Origin of the sequence: Kitasatospora sp. NPDC093102 (assembly GCF_040683915.1) — a bacterium.
Taxonomy (GTDB): domain Bacteria; phylum Actinomycetota; class Actinomycetes; order Streptomycetales; family Streptomycetaceae; genus Kitasatospora.
On record NZ_JBFBFA010000003.1, the window covers coordinates 439,406 to 457,120 of the forward strand.

17 protein-coding genes are annotated in these 17,715 nt (G+C 71.9%); 14 read left to right on the forward strand and 3 right to left on the reverse strand.

All coding sequences use genetic code 11. From position 1 onward, the window contains the following. The first annotated feature begins 54 nt into the window (after positions 1–54). Positions 55–1,236 (forward strand): cysteine desulfurase family protein, encoded by a 1,182-nt coding sequence (locus tag AB0O11_RS07575; protein WP_363382875.1) that lies wholly within the window; start codon positions 55–57, stop codon positions 1,234–1,236. Between the two features lie 48 nt (positions 1,237–1,284). Then, a complete protein-coding gene (gene mnmA / locus AB0O11_RS07580; protein WP_363382878.1) occupies positions 1,285–2,421 on the forward strand; it encodes a tRNA 2-thiouridine(34) synthase MnmA in 1,137 nt (378 codons plus the stop codon). On the opposite strand, the gene AB0O11_RS07585 is transcribed toward mnmA, so the two are convergent. The 3 genes from AB0O11_RS07585 to AB0O11_RS07595 all read right to left on the reverse strand — a co-directional run bounded on the left by AB0O11_RS07585 (position 2,411) and on the right by AB0O11_RS07595 (position 4,341). Then, positions 2,411–3,565 carry a methyltransferase domain-containing protein gene (locus AB0O11_RS07585; RefSeq protein WP_363382881.1) on the reverse strand — a complete coding sequence of 385 codons (1,155 nt, stop codon included), beginning with the start codon at positions 3,563–3,565 and terminating at the stop codon, positions 2,411–2,413. The genes mnmA and AB0O11_RS07585 overlap by 11 nt on opposite strands. Then, positions 3,562–3,699: a hypothetical protein gene (locus AB0O11_RS07590; protein WP_363382883.1), complete on the reverse strand. Its 138-nt coding sequence runs from the start codon at positions 3,697–3,699 to the stop codon at positions 3,562–3,564. Before AB0O11_RS07590 ends, AB0O11_RS07585 begins: the two co-directional genes overlap by 4 nt. 183 nt (positions 3,700–3,882) lie before the next feature. Continuing rightward, complete coding sequence (locus AB0O11_RS07595; protein WP_363382886.1) at positions 3,883–4,341, reverse strand: ATP-binding protein; 459 nt, start codon at positions 4,339–4,341, stop codon at positions 3,883–3,885. Positions 4,342–4,563: 222 nt separating this feature from the next. Here AB0O11_RS07595 and AB0O11_RS07600 point away from each other — a divergent pair, with 222 nt between their 5' ends. From AB0O11_RS07600 to AB0O11_RS07655, 12 genes are all read left to right on the forward strand, one after another. After that, on the forward strand, positions 4,564–5,397 hold the full coding sequence (locus AB0O11_RS07600) for a helix-turn-helix transcriptional regulator (RefSeq protein WP_363382889.1): 834 nt from the start codon (positions 4,564–4,566) through the stop codon (positions 5,395–5,397). After that, positions 5,394–5,606, forward strand: a complete 213-nt coding sequence (locus AB0O11_RS07605) for a DUF397 domain-containing protein (RefSeq protein WP_363382892.1) — start codon at positions 5,394–5,396, stop codon at positions 5,604–5,606. Before AB0O11_RS07600 ends, AB0O11_RS07605 begins: the two co-directional genes overlap by 4 nt. Positions 5,607–5,663: 57 nt before the next feature. Then, a complete protein-coding gene (locus AB0O11_RS07610; protein ID WP_363382894.1) occupies positions 5,664–6,068 on the forward strand; it encodes an NUDIX domain-containing protein in 405 nt (134 codons plus the stop codon). Between the two features lie 82 nt (positions 6,069–6,150). Continuing rightward, entirely contained in the window at positions 6,151–6,675 is a 525-nt protein-coding gene (locus tag AB0O11_RS07615) for a TIGR00730 family Rossman fold protein (protein ID WP_363382897.1), read from the forward strand. Between the two features lie 13 nt (positions 6,676–6,688). After that, positions 6,689–7,378 carry an SDR family oxidoreductase gene (locus AB0O11_RS07620; RefSeq protein WP_363382900.1) on the forward strand — a complete coding sequence of 230 codons (690 nt, stop codon included), beginning with the start codon at positions 6,689–6,691 and terminating at the stop codon, positions 7,376–7,378. Positions 7,379–7,641: 263 nt separating this feature from the next. Continuing rightward, positions 7,642–9,942, forward strand: coding sequence for a right-handed parallel beta-helix repeat-containing protein (locus tag AB0O11_RS07625; RefSeq protein ID WP_363382902.1), 2,301 nt, complete (start codon positions 7,642–7,644; stop codon positions 9,940–9,942). A 76-nt stretch (positions 9,943–10,018) separates the two neighbouring features. Further along, the gene (locus AB0O11_RS07630; RefSeq protein WP_363382905.1) at positions 10,019–11,029 is read left to right on the forward strand and encodes a methionine synthase; all 1,011 of its coding nucleotides are present in this window, start codon (positions 10,019–10,021) and stop codon (positions 11,027–11,029) included. Between the two features lie 19 nt (positions 11,030–11,048). Continuing rightward, positions 11,049–13,337: an NAD-dependent DNA ligase LigA gene (ligA, locus tag AB0O11_RS07635; protein WP_363382907.1), complete on the forward strand. Its 2,289-nt coding sequence runs from the start codon at positions 11,049–11,051 to the stop codon at positions 13,335–13,337. A 323-nt stretch (positions 13,338–13,660) separates the two neighbouring features. Then, positions 13,661–15,433, forward strand: coding sequence for a bifunctional diguanylate cyclase/phosphodiesterase (locus AB0O11_RS07640; protein ID WP_363382910.1), 1,773 nt, complete (start codon positions 13,661–13,663; stop codon positions 15,431–15,433). A 195-nt stretch (positions 15,434–15,628) separates the two neighbouring features. Beyond that, entirely contained in the window at positions 15,629–15,925 is a 297-nt protein-coding gene (gatC, locus tag AB0O11_RS07645) for an Asp-tRNA(Asn)/Glu-tRNA(Gln) amidotransferase subunit GatC (protein WP_030057414.1), read from the forward strand. A gap of 5 nt (positions 15,926–15,930) precedes the next feature. Then, entirely contained in the window at positions 15,931–17,439 is a 1,509-nt protein-coding gene (gatA, locus tag AB0O11_RS07650) for an Asp-tRNA(Asn)/Glu-tRNA(Gln) amidotransferase subunit GatA (RefSeq protein ID WP_363382913.1), read from the forward strand. After that, positions 17,436–17,696, forward strand: a complete 261-nt coding sequence (locus AB0O11_RS07655) for a hypothetical protein (RefSeq protein ID WP_363382916.1) — start codon at positions 17,436–17,438, stop codon at positions 17,694–17,696. The genes gatA and AB0O11_RS07655 overlap by 4 nt, the downstream gene beginning before the upstream one ends. The last annotated feature ends 19 nt before the right edge of the window (positions 17,697–17,715 follow it).

The window sequence follows — 17,715 nt, forward strand, 5'->3', positions numbered from 1 at the left end:
TCGGTGCCCCGGCCCGGAACCCCGTACGGTGCCGCACTCTACAATCGGAGGGTTATGCCATACCTGGACCATGCGGCGACCACGCCGATGCTGCCCGAGGCGATCGCCGCGATGACGGCGCACCTGGGGGTGGTCGGCAACGCCTCGGCCCTGCACGCGGCCGGCCGCCGGGCCCGCCGGGTGGTCGAGGAGTCCCGGGAGTCGCTGGCCGAGTCCCTGGGCGCCCGCCCCAGCGAGATCGTGCTCACCGGCGGCGGCACCGAGTCCGACAACCTGGCGGTCAAGGGCCTGTACTGGGCCCGCCGGGACGCCGACCCGGCCCGGACCCGGGTGCTGTGCAGCCCGGTCGAGCACCACGCGGTGCTGGACGCGGTGCACTGGCTCTCCGAACACGAGGGCGCCGACGTCGAGTACCTGCCGGTGGACCCGCTGGGCCGGGTGCACCCGGAGGCGCTGCGCGAGGCGATCGAACGCGATCCGGCCACCGTGGCGCTGGTCACCGTGATGTGGGCCAACAACGAGGTCGGCACCGTCCAGCCGGTGCGCGAACTGACCGCGGTGGCGGCCGAGTACGGCATCCCGGTGCACGCCGACGCGGTGCAGGCGCTCGGTCAGGTCCCGGTCTCCTTCGCCGAGTCGGGGCTCACCGCGCTCACCGTCACCGGGCACAAGATCGGCGGCCCGTTCGGCATCGGCGCGCTGCTGCTCTCCCGGGGCGCCTCGCCCGTACCGCTGCTGCACGGCGGCGGCCAGGAGCGCGACGTGCGCTCCGGCACCCTGGACGCCCCCGGCGCGGCCGGCTTCGCTGCCGCCGCGGCCTGGGCGGTGGAACACCGGGCCGAGCACGCCGTCACGCTGGGCGCGCTGCGGGACGAGCTGGTGGCCGCCGTTCTGGCCGCCGTGCCGGACGCGGTGTACAACGGCGACCCCTCGCCGGAGGGCCGGCTGCCCGCCAACGCGCACTTCTCCTTCCCCGGCTGCGAGGGCGACGCGCTGTTGATGCTGCTGGACGCCCAGGGCATCGAGTGCTCGACGGGCTCCGCCTGCTCGGCCGGGGTGCCGCAGCCCAGCCACGTGCTGCTCGCGATGGGCGTCGACCCGCTGCTGGCCCGGGCCTCGCTGCGGTTCTCGCTCGGGCACACCTCGGTGCGCGAGGACGTCACGGCGCTGGCGGAGGCCATCGGGCCGGCGGTGCAGCGGGCGCGCAACGCCGGGCTGGCGTCGGTACGGCGCTGATCTCGGCTTCCGGGAACAGGCGGGCCACCCCGTACCCTTGTTGCCATCATGACTGACTTCCCGGGTGCCCCGACCACTCCGTCCACCGGCCGTCTGCGCGTGCTCGCGGCGATGTCCGGCGGAGTCGACTCCGCCGTCGCCGCCGCCCGCGCCGTCGAAGCGGGGCACGAGGTGACGGGCGTCCACCTGGCGCTCTCCGCCAACCCGCAGTCCTTCCGGACGGGCGCGCGCGGCTGCTGCACCATCGAGGACTCCCGGGACGCCTGGCGGGCGGCCGACGTGATCGGCATCCCCTTCTACGTCTGGGACCTCGCCGAGCGCTTCCGCGAGGACGTGATCGACGACTTCGTCGCCGAGTACGCGGCCGGGCGCACGCCCAACCCGTGCCTGCGCTGCAACGAGAAGATCAAGTTCGCGGCGCTGCTGGACAAGGCGGTCGCGCTGGGCTTCGACGCCGTCTGCACCGGCCACTACGCCCGCATCGTCGACCTGCCCGACGGCTCGCGCGAGCTGCACCGTGCCGTCGACGCCGCCAAGGACCAGTCGTACGTGCTGGGCGTGCTCGACGCCGACCAGCTCGCCCACTCGCTCTTCCCGCTCGGTGACACCACCAAGGAGGAGATCCGGGCGGAGGCCGAGCGCCGTGGCCTGGCCGTCGCCAAGAAGCCCGACAGCCACGACATCTGCTTCATCGCCGACGGCGACACCCAGGGCTTCCTGGCCAAGCACCTCGGCACCGCGACCGGCGACATCCTCGACGTCGACGGCACCAAGCTCGGCGAGCACGACGGCGCGTACGGCTTCACCATCGGCCAGCGCAAGGGCCTGCGGATCGGCCGCCCGGCGGCCGACGGCAAGCCCCGCTACGTGCTGGACATCTCCCCGGTGAACAACACCGTGACGGTCGGCCCGGTCGAGGGCCTCGACGTCACGGGGCTGACCGCCATCCGCCCCCGCTGGTGCGGCACCGAGCCGCTGGCCGACGGCCGCTACACCGCCCAGCTGCGGGCCCACGGCGAGGAGGTGCCGGTGAGCGCCTCGGTGGCCGACGGCGAGCTGCGGGTGCAGCTGGACACCCCGGTGCGGGGAATCGCCCCCGGCCAGGCCGTGGTGCTGTACGACGGCACCCGCGTCGTCGGATCGGCGACCATCGCGACGACGGAACGCCCGGCCGTCACCGCCTGAGCGGGAGGGGCTGGGAGGGCCGGTCCAGCCAGGCCCACTGCGCTTCCTCGGTGACCGTGAGCCCGAACCGCTCGGGGCCGGGGCAGCCGTGCTCCTCCCACCAGCGGTGGGCCGCCTCGACCTCGTCCCAGAGGCGGCGGGGGCCGTACTGCCACACGGTGGGGTGATCGCCGTCCGCGTCGACGGCCGCCCAGGAGCGGGTGTCGGTGGTCGCGACCCAGAGTCGTTCGTCGTCCCACGCGGTCCAGACGTCGCCGAGGTGCAGGCCGAGGGCGAACCTGGCCTCCCACTGGTCGCCGGTGACGTCGTGCGGTGACAGGACTGTCTCGGACTCGTCCGGAACGTGCTCGTCACGGACCACGTCGCGGAAGATCCGCAGGTCCTGCCGCTGGCCGCGCATGAGCATGAAGGCGGAGTGCGGGCTGAACCGGCCGTGGGCCCGGCCGGGTTCGACGGTGAGCTTGAGCAGGCCCCAGCAGAGCATGGGGTTGTCCCAGGGCGTGAGGATGACGCCTCCTGGTCGGGTCTGTTCGACCCATGCCCACGGCACGCGGCGGACCGAGCAGGTGGAGACGATCCGGTCGTACGGCTGTCGGAGGGCCCAGCCGTCGACGCCGTCCCCGCAGATCACTTCGACGTTGAGGCCCGCCGTGTTCAGGGAGGCCCACGCCTTGCGGGCGACGGCGGGATCGATCTCGACGGAGGTCACGTGGCCGGCGCCGAGGCGGTGGGCCAGGAGCGCCGCGTTCCAGCCGGTGCCGGTGCCGATCTCCAGGACGTTCATGCCGGGGCGGACGTCGAGGTCGCGGAGCATGCGGACGACGATGGACGGCGCCGAGGCGGAGGAGGACGGCCAGGCATCGGTGGGGTCGGGCGGCGGGTGGCCGTCGTTGACCTGGGTGACGATCGGGACGTCGGCGTAGGCCGCCTCGAACCAGCGGTCGTGGTCGGCGGAGAGGTCGCAGAGCTCGTAATCGCCCTGGACGTTCTGCAGCCAGATGCCGTGGGGGAGGAAACGGTGGCGGGGGACGGCGGTGATGGCCGCCTGCCACTCGCGGGGGGCCGGGCCGTCGAGGGATTCGTCGACGGCCCGGAGCAGGCCGCGAACGGCGGCCTGCTCCGGTCGATGCACGGGGTCCGTCACTTGCTGGTCTCGTCCTTCTTCTGGTGCTTCGGCTCGGGTGCCGGGCGGGCGCTGTCGGGGGAGGGCTTGCTGGTGCCCGGGTCCTTCTTGCCGCCGTGCTTGCCGTCGCTGGGCTTGTCGGTTCCCCAACCCATGGGTGCTCCTCGGTGGTTGTCGGCTTGCGGCTACCGGTCCGGCGGCCTGGGCGTGCGCGGAGGTTTGGGCGGCGGGGGAGGCTTCGGCTCGGGCCAGGGCATGGCGGTGCTCCTTTGTTTGAGTGGGGGGGAGTGGGTTGATGGTCCCGCCCGCGCTGCCGGCCCGGCGGCGCGGGCGGGGGGTCAGTGGGGAACGGCGAGGTCGGCGTGAACGACCTTGCCGAAGGGGAGGGGCGTGACACCCCAACGGCCACGGGTGAGGCGGTGAACCATTGCCAAGCCGCGCCCCGACGTCGCATCGGGCCCAGCCTGGATCACGACCGGCATCGCCCGCGAGCCGTCCCCGACGAGGATGCGGACGAGGCGGTCACTCGGGCGTCGCGCGGCCACGACCATGCGCGTCTGGCACCCGGTCCTGACCGCGTTGGTGGCCAGTTCACTGACGATCAGCGAGGCGTCGTCCACGAGGTCGTCCAGCCCCCACTCCCGCAGCTTGGCCACCACGAACCGTCGCGCAGCCCCCACCGATTCCGGTTGGTAGGGCAGGCAGATGGTCGCAGGCCCGGAGCGCGGGAGGGCACTGTGGCCCAGGTCCTGGAGGGGAGAGGCGTCGCCTCTCACAACGTTCGAGAGGAGGGTCATCAGTGCTTCTCCTTAGCGACCGACCCGGCGTCGGACGGCTGATGGGTGGTAACTGCATCTCGGCGCCGAGCGGCTGGGCCCGAGCAGGAAGGCATGACGGACCCTTGAATGTTGCACGGCGCAGTCGGCGCATCACCTGGTGTAGCCATGGTGGCCCGTCTTCGCCTACGATCTCTACGTCTCAACCTTCACTGTTCTGCCGCGTTACAAGAGGGGGCGGCCATGGAGTCGACTGAGTGCGACGTGTCGTCATCTCCGGCGATTCGCTTCGGAAATGAACTTCGCAGGTTGCGGCGGGCGAGAGGCTGGTCCCAGGCGCACCTGGGCCGGCTGATGGGCTACTCGCACGGCCTGGTCTCGTACATCGAACGAGCGAAGAAGCCTGTCACTCTTAAGTTCGCGGTGAGGGCCGACGAGGTGTTCGAAACCGGCGGCACCTTCCAGGAGTTGTGGCGGTTGTACTCCCGCGCTTCCCTGCTGGAGGGGTTCCCCGAGTACGCGCTCCACGAGACCCGGGCCATCGAGATCCGCCACTTCGAACTGGGCATCGTGCCCGGACTTCTCCAAACCCCGGACTACGCCGCGGCGTTCGCTTCCGCTGCGGTTCGGCGTGGCAGCATCACCGAGAAGCAGGCGCTGGAGCGGCTGGACTTCCTCGACACCCGACAGCGACTGATCGATCGGCACACGGCTCCTCACCTCCACTTCGTCCTGGACGAAGGGGCGCTGCGGCGGGTCGTCGGGGAGCCTGGAGTCATGGACCGGCAGTTGGAGCACCTGGAAGCCCTCGCCAACCGTCCGAACGTCACGATCCAGGTGGCTCCGTTCGCCCTCGCGGAGGAGCTGCCGTTCACCATGGTCGTCACGCTGCTGACCATGCCGGGCCGGACCGTCCTGGCGTACTCGGAGTGCCAGTTGCGCGGCTTCCTCGCGCGCGACAACGCGACTGCCCGGGCCTGGGAGAGGGATTATCATCAGCTCCAGGTGGAAGCGCTGCCGAAGGCCGCGTCACTGGAGATGATCCGTAGCTCGCAAGGTGTGAGAGGAACGTCATGATCCTTCCTGTGGACCTGTCCGATGCCGCCTGGTTCAAGTCCAGTTACAGCAACAACGGGGGCACTTGCGTCGAGCTGGCTCCGAACTACCCCGGCCTGGCGCCGGTCCGCGACTCCAAGGACCCCCAGGGCCCCGCGCTCGTCTTCCCGGCCGAGGCCTGGACGTCGTTCGTCTCTGCCGTCCGGGCCGGCGAGTTCGGCGAGATCTGAGCTTCCGGGGGGAACCGCGAAGTGGACCCATGTCTTCGCTCCGCTCCGCTCCACTCGGTGTCCGTCGCCGGGGTGGTGGTCCGTGAGGACGGTCAGGTGCTGGCGATCCGCCGGGCCGACAACGGGACTTGGGAGCCGCCGGGTGGGGTGCTGGAGCTGACGGAGGCCGTCGAGGACGGTGTTCGTCGGGAGGTCTTCGAGGAGACCGGGATCAAGGTCGGCGTGGAGCGGCTGACCGGCGTCTACAAGAACGTGAGCCGCGGAATCGTCGCCCTGGTCTTCCGCTGTCGACCGGAGGGCGGGACCGAGCGGCTCTCGGACGAGTCGGCCGAAGTCGACTGGCTCACTCCGGCCGAGGTCTCCGACCGGATGGCCGAGGTCTACGCCGTACGCGTCCTGGACGCACTCCGGGACGACGCGGCACCGACCGTCCGCACCCATGACGGGCGGATCCTGCTCTGACCTGGCGGCCTGCTCGGTGAGCAGGCCGCCGGGGTAATGCCGGTGAAGTGCGGCTGCGGGGCGTGATAGACCAGACGACACTATGAATATCTGCGTCTTCTGCTCCGCGTACTCGCTCGACGACCGCTACTCCGTCCCCGCCGCGGAGTTTGCCCGGCTCCTGGGGGAGGGCGGGCACACCCTGGTGTGGGGTGGCTCTAACGCCGGGCTGATGGGGCTGCTCGCCGACGAGGTGAAGGCGGCGGGCGGCAAGCTGGTCGGCGTGATGGTCGAGATGCTGAAGCACAAGGCGTACGTCGGCGCCGACGAGCTGGTGTGGACCGCCGACCTCCCGGAGCGCAAGGCGGAGCTGGCCTCGCGGGCCGACGCGATCGTCGTCCTGGTCGGCGGGCTGGGCACCCTGGACGAGGTCACCGAGGTGCTGGAGCTCAAGAAGCACGGCATGTTCGACAAGCCGGTGGTCGTCCTGGACACCGAGGGCTTCTACTCGGGCCTGCGCACCCAGATGGAGCGGATGGACGCCGAGGGCTTCCTGCCCCGCCCCCTTGCCGAGCTGATCACCTTCGCGGACACGCCCGCCGACGTCTTCGCCCAGCTCAAGGCCTGATTAGATCAGCACCATGGCTGCACATCTGATCACCGGCGCCGGCTCCGGCATCGGCGCCGTCCTGGCCGAGAAGCTCGCCGAGCGCGGGAACGAGCTCTGGCTGCTGGCCCGCGACGCCCGGCGGGCCGCGGAACTGCGCGAGCGCTTCCCCGGTGCCCGCACCCTCGTCGGGGACCTCGGCGACCCGGGCAAGCTCTCCTGGGCCTTCGGGCACCAGCAGCTGCCCGTCGAGCTGGACTCGCTGCTGCACGTCGCGGGCACGGTCGAGCTCGGCCCGGTCGGCGACCTGCCCGTCAAGGCCTGGCAGGAGACGCTCAACGTCAACCTCGTCGCCCCCGCCGAGCTGACCCGACTCCTGCTGCCGTCGATCCGGCTCGTCAAGGGCCACGTGCTCTTCGTCAACTCCGGTGCCGGCCTCAACGCCCACGCCGACTGGTCCGCGTACGCGGCCAGCAAGCACGGCCTCAAGGCGCTCGCCGACTCGCTGCGCCAGGAGGAGCACGCCAACGGCGTCCGGGTCACCTCCGTCTACCCGGGCCGCACCGCCACCGCGATGCAGGTCAAGGTGCACCAGCAGGAGGGCAAGGAGTACGACGCGGGCCGCTGGATCGAGCCCGAGTCCGTCGCCAGGGCGATCCTCGCCGCCCTCGACGCCTCCCGCGACGCGGAGATCACCGACATCACCGTCCGCCCGGGGCGGTAGGCCGCCGCACGGGAAGTCGGCCGGGCCGACTTCCCGTGCACGCACCGCAGTTCGACACAACCTCCGCGTGCCCGACGGCCCCGGTACCGAGCCCCCGCGCTCGGTACCGGGGCCGTTCGCGTGCGGTCCGAGGGCCCGCGGATTTGCCGTTGGCGAGGCCCCTGTGGCTGTGGAAGGATCCGCCCCGCCCTCCGGCCGGTCAATTCAGGGTGCAGGGGGGTCGAAAAGCGTCACAAGCGCTTCAAGTTGCCCAGGGGGATCCCATGTCCAGATTCCGTACGGCTCTCGCCGTCGGTGCGACGCTGCTCGGGACGGTCGGTCTGCCGGCCGTCGGTGCGGGCAGCGCGGCCGCCGACACCACCACGCTCTACGTCAACAACGCCGCAGGCGCGAACTGCACCGACACGGGCAGTGGTGCCCGGTCGGCGCCGTTCTGCCACGTCGCGGCCGCCGCAGCGGTCGTCCAGCCGGGGCAGACCGTCGAGATCGCGGCGGGGGCCTACATCGACACCGCGGTGACCGTCACCCGCTCCGGCACCGCGGACGCTCCGATCACCTTCCGCAGCCAGGCCCAGCAGTACTCGGCGGGCGGCGTCGCCTCGCTCACCGGCGGGGCGCCGAACTACCCGGACAGCGCCATCGTGGTCAAGGGCGCCGACCACCTCAGGTTCGAGAACCTGAACCTCAGCGGCAACCGGCGGCCCGCCGTCGTGGTCGACGGCGGGCACGACGTCTCGTTCACGAACATCGCGGCCTCGGGTGGCGGCGTCCGGATCACCAACGCCTCCGACAAGGTCACCTGGGCCCGCGGCGAGTTCAGCTACGCGCCCGGCCCGCTGCTCCAGGTCGACGGCGGTTCCACCGGGACCGTCCTGACCACCAACGTGGTCCAGCCCAACAGCATCGACAACATGACCGGCATCCTGGTCAAGGACGCGCCGAACACCGTCGTGGTGGCCAACACCGTCAACTCGGCCTGCTTCGCCGGGATCGTGCTGGACGGCACCTCGACCGGCGCGGTGGTCGAGAACAACGTGGTGAACACCGCGAAGAACCAGAACGCGGCCTGCGCCGACCCGGCCGGCGCCACCGGGATCGCCGTCGGAGCGGACGCCACCAGGGACACCAGGGTCGACTACAACCTGATCGACCCGCGCGGCGGCGGCTCGCCCTACAGCTGGGCCGGTGCCGCCTTCGGCACCCCGGACCAGCTCGCCGCGAACACCGGTCAGGGCATGCACGACTTCGTCGCCCTGACCTACGTGCCGAAGGGCCCGGACGCCCCGGTCGACCACCGGATCGACTCGGCCGACGAGAACGCCCCCGGCATGCTGGCGACCGACCGCGGGGGCTGGGCCCCGGTGGACGACCCGACCGTGCCCAACACCGGTACGGGCGGCGGCTTCCGTGACCGCGGTGCGATCGAGATGCTCGACATCGGCAGTGCGTTCACCCCGGCCGGTCCGACCCGGCTGCTGGACACCCGTGAGCCGATCGGTGTGCCGGTCGCGCAGCCGGTTCCGGCCGGGGGCACCGTCGACCTTTCGGTGGCCGGTGTCGCGGGCGTTCCGGCGTCCGGTGTCACTGCCGTGACGATGAACGTGACGGTGACCGAGCCGCAGGCCGACGGTCATCTGACGGTCTACCCGCACGGCGACGACGTGCCGAACGCCTCCAACCTGAACTGGCCTGCCGGGCGGACGATTCCGAACCTGGTGACGGTGCCGGTGAAGGACGGCAAGGTGTCGTTCCACAACGCCTCCGGCGGCACCGTGCACCTGATCGCCGATCTGGCGGGCTACTACAGCCCCAAGGGCTCGCTGTTCCACGCCCAGGGTCCGACCCGGCTGCTGGACACCCGTGAGCCGATCGGTGTGCCGGTCGCGCAGCCGGTTCCGGCCGGGGGCACCGTCGACCTTTCGGTGGCCGGTGTCGCGGGCGTTCCGGCGTCCGGTGTCACTGCCGTGACGATGAACGTGACGGTGACCGAGCCGCAGGCCGACGGTCATCTGACGGTCTACCCGCACGGCGACGACGTGCCGAACGCCTCCAACCTGAACTGGCCTGCCGGGCGGACGATTCCGAACCTGGTGACGGTGCCGGTGAAGGACGGCAAGGTGTCGTTCCACAACGCCTCCGGCGGCACCGTGCACCTGATCGCCGATCTGGCGGGCTACTACGCCACCGAAGGCAGGGTCACCTACCGCCCGGCCGGGCCGATCCGGGTCCTCGACACCCGTCAGGACACCTACTGGGAGTCGGGCATCCGCCCCGCGGGCACCGTCCCGGCCTGGGGCACGGTGGACATCCCGGTCGGCGACTATCCGAACGCCAGCGCGTTGACCCTGAACGTGACGGTCACCGAGCCGGGCGCCCAGGGCCACCTCACCGCGTACCCGCACGGTGACGCGGTGCCCAACGCATCGAACCTGAACTTCCTGCCCGGCGAAACCATCCCCAACCAGGTGGTCGTCCCGGTGAGGGACGGCAAGGTCTCGTTCTACAACGCGAGCGGCGCCCCGCTGCACCTGGTCGTCGACGAGTTCGGCTACCAGGCGTACTGATCCCGCCCACCCCGACGGCCCTGCAGCGAGCCCCGCGCTCGGCGGCAGGGCCGTCCGGCTGAGTAGGCTCGGACGGGTGAGCACCCCACACCCCTTCCCCGACCTGCGCGGCGCCGCCACCGGCGTCGGCTCGCTGCCCGGCACCGACGCCCGGGAGGCCGCCAAGACCTCCACCGGCGCACTGGAGCACCTGCCGTTCCTGCCCGAGCTGCCCGCCCGCGGGCCGGGCGCCGACATGATCGGGCGCGGCGCCGGCCTGCTGGTCGAACTGTTCGCGCAGACCGAGCCGAGCGGCTGGCGCTTCACCGACCGCCCCGGCCGGGACACCCGGCGGGCCCACTCCTGGCTCGGCGAGGACCTGGACGCGCTGGAGGAGTTCACCCAGGGCTACCAGGGCGCGCTCAAGGTCCAGGCCGTCGGCCCCTGGACGCTGGCGGCGAGCATCGAGCTCAAGCACGGCGAGAAGGCGCTCTCCGACCCCGGCGCCTGCCGTGACATCGCCGGCTCGCTCACCGAGGGCCTGCGCCGCCACCTCGCGGACGTCCGCAAGCGGGTGCCCGGCGCGCAGCTGATCCTCCAGCTCGACGAGCCCTCGTTGCCCGCCGTCCTGGCCGGGTCGGTGAAGACCGCGAGCGGCTTCCAGCGGCTGCGCGCCGTCGACCGGCAGGTTGCCGAGGAGGTGCTGCGCGAGGTGGTCAGGAGCCTCGACGCGCCCGTGGTGGTGCACTCCTGCGCGCCGGACGTCCCGGTCCCGCTGCTGCGCCGGGCCGGGGTCGCCGGGATCTCCCTGGACTTCTCCCTCCTCACCGAGCGCCAGGACGACGACCTCGGCGAGGCCGTGGAGGGCGGCACGATGATCCTCGCTGGTGTCGTCCCCGCCACTGACCAGGCGGTGTCCGACCCTGCCGGTAGTGTCCAGGGTGTCAGGACCTTGTGGCGCAGGCTCGGGTTCGCCCCGGAGCTGCTGGGCCGCCGCGTGCTGGTGACACCGACCTGCGGGCTGGCCGGGGCCTCCCCGGCGTACGCGCGCAGGGCGCTGTCGTCCGCGGCGCGGGCGGCACAGAGCCTGGTGGACAACCCGGAATGAGAACGTAGGAGGGCTTGCGGTGACGGCTGTCGAGGGCTGGGAGGACGTCCCGGCGGAGGTGCGCAGGCGGCACGCCGAGCTGGCGCAGGAGATCACCGACCACCGGGCCCGGTACTACGAGCAGGACGCGCCGGTCGTCAGCGACGCCGAGTTCGACGCGCTGATGCGCGAGCTGGAGGGGATCGAGGCCGAGCACCCGGCCCTGATCACCCCGGACTCGCCGACCCAGCGGGTCGGCGGCGCCCCCACCGAGCTGTTCGCCGAGGTCGAGCACCGCGAGCGGCTGCTCAGCCTGGACAACGCGATGGACGACGACGAGCTGGCGGCCTGGGCCGAGCGGGTCGCCACCGAGCTGCACGGCATCGACTACCACTACCTGTGCGAGCTCAAGGTGGACGGCCTGGCGGTCAACCTCACCTACGAGAACGGCCAGTTGGTGCAGGCGGCGACGCGCGGCGACGGCCGGGTCGGCGAGGACATCACCGCCAACGTCCGCACCATCAAGGAGATCCCGCACCAGCTCAAGGGCGACGACATCCCGGAGCTGGTGGAGATCCGCGGCGAGGTCTACTTCCCGACCGAGGCCTTCGACGCGCTCAACGCCTCCTTCGCGGAGGAGAACGAGCGCCGCCGGCAGGAGAACGAGGAGCGCGCCAAGGAGGGCAAGCGGCCCCGGGCGATGATCCGGCTGTTCATGAACCCCCGCAACGCCGCCGCCGGTTCGCTGCGCCAGAAGGATCCGCACGTCACCGCCTCCCGCCCGCTGCACATGGTGGTGCACGGCATCGGCGCCCGGATCGGCTTCGACATCGACAACCAGTCGCACGCCTACCAGTTGCTGCACGACTGGGGCCTGCCGACGGCCCGGCACAACAAGGTGGTGGGGACGCTCGCCGAGGTGCGGGCCTTCATCAAGCACTTCGGCGAGCAGCGGCACTCGGTCGAGCACGAGATCGACGGTGTCGTGGTGAAGGTGGACGAGATCGCCCTTCAGGGCCGGCTCGGCGCCACCTCGAAGTCCCCGCGCTGGGCGATCGCCTGGAAGTACCCGCCGGAGGAGGTCACCGGCAAGCTGGCCGAGATCAAGGTCGGCATCGGCCGCACCGGCCGGGCCACCCCGTACGCGGTGCTGGCCGAGCCGGTGAAGGTGGCCGGCTCGATGGTGCAGTACGCGACACTGCACAACCAGGAGGTCGTCAAGGCCAAGGACGTGCTGCTGGGCGACACCGTGGTGCTGCGCAAGGCGGGCGACGTCATCCCGGAGATCCTCGGTCCGGTCTACGACCTGCGGGACGGCACCGAGCAGGCCTTCGTGATGCCCTCGCACTGTCCGGAGTGCGGCAGTGAGCTGCGCCCGATGGCCGAGGGGGACATCGACCTGCGCTGCCCGAACGCGGAGCGCTGCCCGGCACAGATCCGGGAGCGGATCGCCTTCCTCGGCGGGCGGCAGTGCCTGGACGTGGAGGGCCTCGGCTACGTCGCGGCCACCGCGCTGACCCAGCCGCTGGAGCCGGCCGAGGCGCCGGTGAGGAACGAGGCCGACATCTTCCGGCTGACGCAGGAGAAGCTGCTGCCGATCAAGGTGCTGGTCCGGGACCCGAAGACCGGCATGCCGAAGCTGGACGACCGGACGGGCAAGGAGAAGGAGGTCTTCTTCTTCGCCACCACCAAGGGTGAGCCGAAGAAGTCGCTCCAGGCCCTGATCGACAACCTCGCGGCGGCGAAGGACCGGCCGCTCTGGCGGTTCGTCAACGGCCTGTCGATCCGGCACGTCGGTCCGGTCGCCGCGCAGGCGCTGGCCCGGGAGTTCCGCGACCTGAGGAAGATCTTCGAGGCGAGCGAGGAGCAGCTGGCGGCGGTCGAGGGGGTCGGCCCGACCATCGCCCGCTCGATCCAGGAGTGGTACGCGGAGGGGTGGCACCAGGAGATCCTCGGGAACTGGGAGGCGGACGGCGTCCGCTTCACCGAGGAGTTCGCGGACGAGGAGGAGGGGGAGCGCCCGCTGGAGGGTCTGACCGTCGTGGTGACGGGCACCCTGGCCGGCCACACCCGGGACGGCGCCAAGGAGGCGCTGACCTCGCGCGGAGCGAAGGTGACCGGTTCGGTTTCGAAGAAGACCGATTTCGTGGTCGCCGGTGACAATCCAGGGTCCAAGTACGACAAGGCTGTTCAGCTCGGCCTGCCGGTCCTGGACGACGCCGGGTTCGCCGTCCTGCTCGCCGACGGACCGTCCGCCGCCCGCGCCCACCTGGGACTTCCGGAGCCCGAGGAGGCCGGGGCGGCGAAGGAGGGGCCCGCCGAGGACTGATCCGGGGTCGACCCGAGCGGCCGGTGTCCGGATCGGTGTTGTTATCGTCCTGATGCAGCGTCACCGGGTGCCGTGCAGTGAAAGCGGGCATTGTGTCACTGTGCGACACCCGTGCGCGGTGGCGCGTTTCCGGTTGTCCGAAAGTCTGCCCACCGGGTGGACCCCGGCTTACCCTGGAGCGCAACAGAGTGTCAGCAGGGGTGGGGGCACCGGCTGGGCCGGTGCTCCTCGGGGGTCGCTCCATGCCCGGCAGCTGTCGGTACCGGCACGGTGCCTCACCGTAAGGCGGCCTGACGGGGCGGGCCCGACGGAGGACAGGGCTTATGGATCGTACGACCGGCGGTGCGCCCACACGCCCGCCGCAGGGGGTGGCGGGTGCGGTCCTGCTGCTCGGCGTGCTGCTGGCCGGAGCCGCGCCGCTCATCCCCCTGGCCGTCCTGGTCTACCGGTACGAACCCGAGTTGCTGCCGCTGTTCGCCGTGCCCCTGGCGGTGCTGGTGGCGGCCTGGCGGATCGCCCGGGACCGCGCCCGCGACCAACTGACCGACCCGCTGACGGACCTGCCCAACCGCCAGGCCCTGCTGCTGGCCGCCCAGGAGGCGATCGCGGGGTGTGAGCAGGGCTACAGCGTCGGTCTCATCCTGCTCGATCTCGATCGCTTCCGATCACTCAACGACACACTCGGTCATACGGCAGGTGACCGGTTGCTGGTTCACATCGCCCGCCGGCTGCACCGGGCGCTGCGCTCCGGCGGCCCGGCCGGCAGCGCCACCCGGGAGTCCATCGAGGACGTCTTCGCCGGCCTGCCCCGGCACTACCGCCGCGGCCGCCCGATGGTGGCCCGGATGGGCGGCGACGAGTTCGCCGTCCTGCTGCCCGGCATCAACTGCCCGGACAGCCTGGAGCGGGTCGCCAAGGCGCTGATCGCCGAACTGGCCGCCCCGATCCGGCTGGACGGGCTGCTGCTCGTCCTGGAGGCCAGCGGCGGCGTCTGCGTCTACCCGCAGCACGCCCAGGACGCCGAGTCGCTGCTGCGCCGGGCCGACGTCGCGATGGGCCACGCCCAGCGCGGATGCTGCGGCGTCGCCCAGTACGACGAGACCCAGGACGCCGACACCCCGTACCGGATCGGGCTGCTGGGGGACCTGCGCCGGGCGCTGGAGACCGGCGAGGTGCAGCTGCACTACCAGCCGAAGGTGGCCTTCGACGGCCGGGTGGTCGGACTGGAGGCGCTGCTGCGCTGGGAGCGGCCCGGCCAGGGGAAGGTCTCGCCGGACGAGTTCGTCGGGCTCGCCGAATCCAGCGGACTGATGCCCCGGCTCACCGACTACGTGCTGGAGGCGGCCGTCGGCCAGCTCGCGTACTGGCGCGACCAGGGTCTCCAGGTGCAGGTCGCGGTCAACGTCTCGCCGCGCGACGTGCTCAACCCCGGCTTCGCCCAGCGGGTGGCCGGCCACCTCGTGCGCCACCAGGTGCCCGCCCACGCGCTCCAGCTGGAGATCACCGAGCGGCTGCTGCTGGACGACTCCCGGCGGGCCGCCGACACCCTGGCCGAGCTGCGCGGCTACGGCGTCGGGATGTCCCTGGACGACTTCGGCACCGGGCACTCCTCGCTGGTGCGGCTGCGGAGCCTGCCGGTCGGCGAGCTGAAGATCGACCGCTCCTTCGTCTCCCGGATGGTCGCCGACGACCACGACGCGGCGGTGGTCCGCTGCTCGGTGGAGCTCGCCCACTCGCTGGGCCTGACCGTGGTCGCCGAGGGCGTCGAGGACGACGAGACCTGGGAGCGGCTGCACTGCATGGGCGTGGACGCCGTCCAGGGCTGGCTGGTGTCGGCCGCGCTGCCGGCCGAGCAGGCCACCGCCTGGCTGCGGGTGCACCGCAACGGCGCCCCGCCGGTGGAGCGGCTCGGCGTGCCGCCCCAGCTGCACGCCGGCTTCCAGCCGGTCCAGAACGCCAAGCCGATCGTCCAGCCGGCCAGGCCGCCGGTGCTGCCGCCGACCCTCCCGCCCACACTGCCGCCGGTGGCCCGGGTGGCGCAGGCCGCGCACAGGGAGATCAAGCCGCAGGGCTGGGCCCGCAGCAGGCCGCAGTAGCGCCCGCCGGACGTCGCGGCCGAGCCGGTGGCGGGCGCCGCGGCTCACTCGTTGGCCGGGGTGGGGGACGGGCCCCATAGGATGGGTCCAAAGACCATGAGGACGGAGCGCCGAACCCGGCTGCTCCTGCCCGGGCCCGGCACCGCCCGCAAGGCACCGCCGGGTCTCACCAGAACTCACCCTGAGGATCGCTGCATGCCTGGCATCACGCGCGAGGAGGTCGCCCACCTCGCCCGGCTGTCGCGTCTTGAGCTGAAGCCCGAAGAGCTGGACCACTTCGCCGAGCAGCTCGACGTGATCATCGGCGCGGTCGCCCGCGTTTCCGAGGTCGCCGGACAGGACGTCCCGCCGACCTCCCACCCGCTGCCGCTGACCAACGTCATGCGTGCGGACGAGGTGCGGCCGTCGCTCACCCCGGAGCAGGCGCTGTCCGGCGCCCCCGCCGCCGAGGAGCAGCGTTTCCGTGTACCGCAGATCCTCGGGGAGGACTGACCGAGATGACCGAGCCGATCCACACTCCGATCGTCAGGTGGACCGCCGCCGAGACCGCGGGCGCCATCGCCAAGGGCGAGGTGTCCGCCGTCGAGGTCGCGCAGGCCCACCTGGACCGCATCGACGCGGTCGACAAGAAGGTCAACGCCTTCCTGCACGTCGACACCGAGGGCGCGCTGGCCGCGGCCAAGGCCGTCGACGCGAAGCGCGCCAAGGGCGAGGAGCTGGGCCCGCTGGCCGGCGTCCCGCTCGCGCTCAAGGACGTCTTCACCACCAAGGGCATCCCGACCACCTGCGGCTCGAAGATGCTCGAAGGCTGGATCCCGCCGTACGACGCCACGCTGACCAGCCGTCTCAAGGACGCTGACGTGGTCATCCTCGGCAAGACCAACATGGACGAGTTCGCGATGGGCTCCTCCACCGAGAACTCCGCGTACGGCGTGACCGGCAACCCGTGGGACCTCTCCCGCATCCCCGGCGGCTCCGGCGGCGGTTCGGCCGCCGCGCTGGCCGCCTTCGAGGCCCCGCTGGCGATCGGCACCGACACCGGCGGCTCGATCCGCCAGCCCGGCGCCGTCACCGGCACCGTCGGCGTCAAGCCGACCTACGGCTCGGTGTCCCGCTACGGCCTGGTGGCGTTCTCCAGCAGCCTGGACCAGGGCGGCCCGTGCGCCCGTACCGTGCTGGACGCGGCGCTGCTGCACGAGGCCATCGCCGGGTACGACCCGCTGGACTCCACCTCGATCGACGCGCCGGTCCCGGCCGTGGTCGAGGCCGCCAGGATGCGTGACATCCGCGGCATGCGGATCGGCGTCGTCAAGGAGTTCGCCGGCGAGGGCTACCAGGCCGGCGTGATGCAGCGCTTCAACGAGTCGGTGGAGCTGCTGCGCGAGCTGGGCGCCGAGGTCGTCGAGGTCTCCTGCCCGTCCTTCACCCTGGCGCTGCCGGCGTACTACCTGATCGCGCCCAGCGAGTGCTCCTCCAACCTGGCCCGCTTCGACGCGATGCGCTACGGCCTGCGGGTCGGCGACGACGGCAGCCGCTCGGCCGAGGACGTCACCGCCCTGACCCGCGAGGCCGGCTTCGGCCCCGAGGTCAAGCGCCGCATCATCCTGGGCACCTACGCGCTGTCCTCGGGCTACTACGACGCCTACTACGGCTCGGCCCAGAAGGTCCGCACGCTCATCTCGCGCGACTTCGACGCGGCCTTCGCGGGCGTGGACGTCCTGGTCTCGCCGACCACGCCGACCACCGCCTTCCCGATCGGCGAGCGTGCCGACGACCCGATGGCGATGTACCTGGCGGACCTGTGCACGATTCCGTCGAACCTGGCGGGCAACGCGGCCATGTCGCTGCCGGTCGGTCTGGCGCCGGAGGACAATCTCCCGGTCGGCCTGCAGATCATCGCACCCGCGATGGCGGACGACCGCCTGTACCGCGTGGGCGGCGCCGTCGAGGCCGCACTCAACGACAAGTGGGGGCACACCCTGCTGGAGGAGGCACCGGCACTGTGAGCAAGATCGAGAAGGCCAAGGCCCAGTCCGCTTCGCTCAAGGGGTGGAAGCACAGCAAGCCCGGCCTGTGGCTGTCCATCGGCGGCAGCGCGTTCGGCGCGATCTCCATCACCAAGGACATCCGCAAGGCCCGCGAGGAGAGCGACACCCTCAAGCTGGTCAACGCGCTGGTCGGCGCGGCCGCGCTGGTCACCGGCACCGCCCTGCTGGTGCGCGAGCTGCGTCAGCTGGGCTCCGACGACGTGCTGCTGGGCTGAGCGGCCCCGGCCCGGCCCC

Excerpts from the sequence above, each read along its gene's own strand:
- AB0O11_RS07615 (WP_363382897.1), top strand. The coding sequence starts at position 6,151 with ATGAATATCTGCGTCTTCTGCTCCGCGTACTCGCTCGACGACCGCTAC.
- AB0O11_RS07590 (WP_363382883.1), bottom strand. The coding sequence starts at position 3,699 with ATGGGTTGGGGAACCGACAAGCCCAGCGACGGCAAGCACGGCGGCAAG.
- mnmA (WP_363382878.1), top strand. The coding sequence starts at position 1,285 with ATGACTGACTTCCCGGGTGCCCCGACCACTCCGTCCACCGGCCGTCTG.
- AB0O11_RS07600 (WP_363382889.1), top strand. The coding sequence starts at position 4,564 with ATGGAGTCGACTGAGTGCGACGTGTCGTCATCTCCGGCGATTCGCTTC.
- AB0O11_RS07575 (WP_363382875.1), top strand. The coding sequence starts at position 55 with ATGCCATACCTGGACCATGCGGCGACCACGCCGATGCTGCCCGAGGCG.
- AB0O11_RS07625 (WP_363382902.1), top strand. The coding sequence starts at position 7,642 with ATGTCCAGATTCCGTACGGCTCTCGCCGTCGGTGCGACGCTGCTCGGG.
- gatC (WP_030057414.1), top strand. The coding sequence starts at position 15,629 with ATGCCTGGCATCACGCGCGAGGAGGTCGCCCACCTCGCCCGGCTGTCG.
- AB0O11_RS07640 (WP_363382910.1), top strand. The coding sequence starts at position 13,661 with ATGGATCGTACGACCGGCGGTGCGCCCACACGCCCGCCGCAGGGGGTG.
- AB0O11_RS07605 (WP_363382892.1), top strand. The coding sequence starts at position 5,394 with ATGATCCTTCCTGTGGACCTGTCCGATGCCGCCTGGTTCAAGTCCAGT.
- gatA (WP_363382913.1), top strand. The coding sequence starts at position 15,931 with ATGACCGAGCCGATCCACACTCCGATCGTCAGGTGGACCGCCGCCGAG.
- AB0O11_RS07595 (WP_363382886.1), bottom strand. The coding sequence starts at position 4,341 with ATGACCCTCCTCTCGAACGTTGTGAGAGGCGACGCCTCTCCCCTCCAG.
- AB0O11_RS07620 (WP_363382900.1), top strand. The coding sequence starts at position 6,689 with ATGGCTGCACATCTGATCACCGGCGCCGGCTCCGGCATCGGCGCCGTC.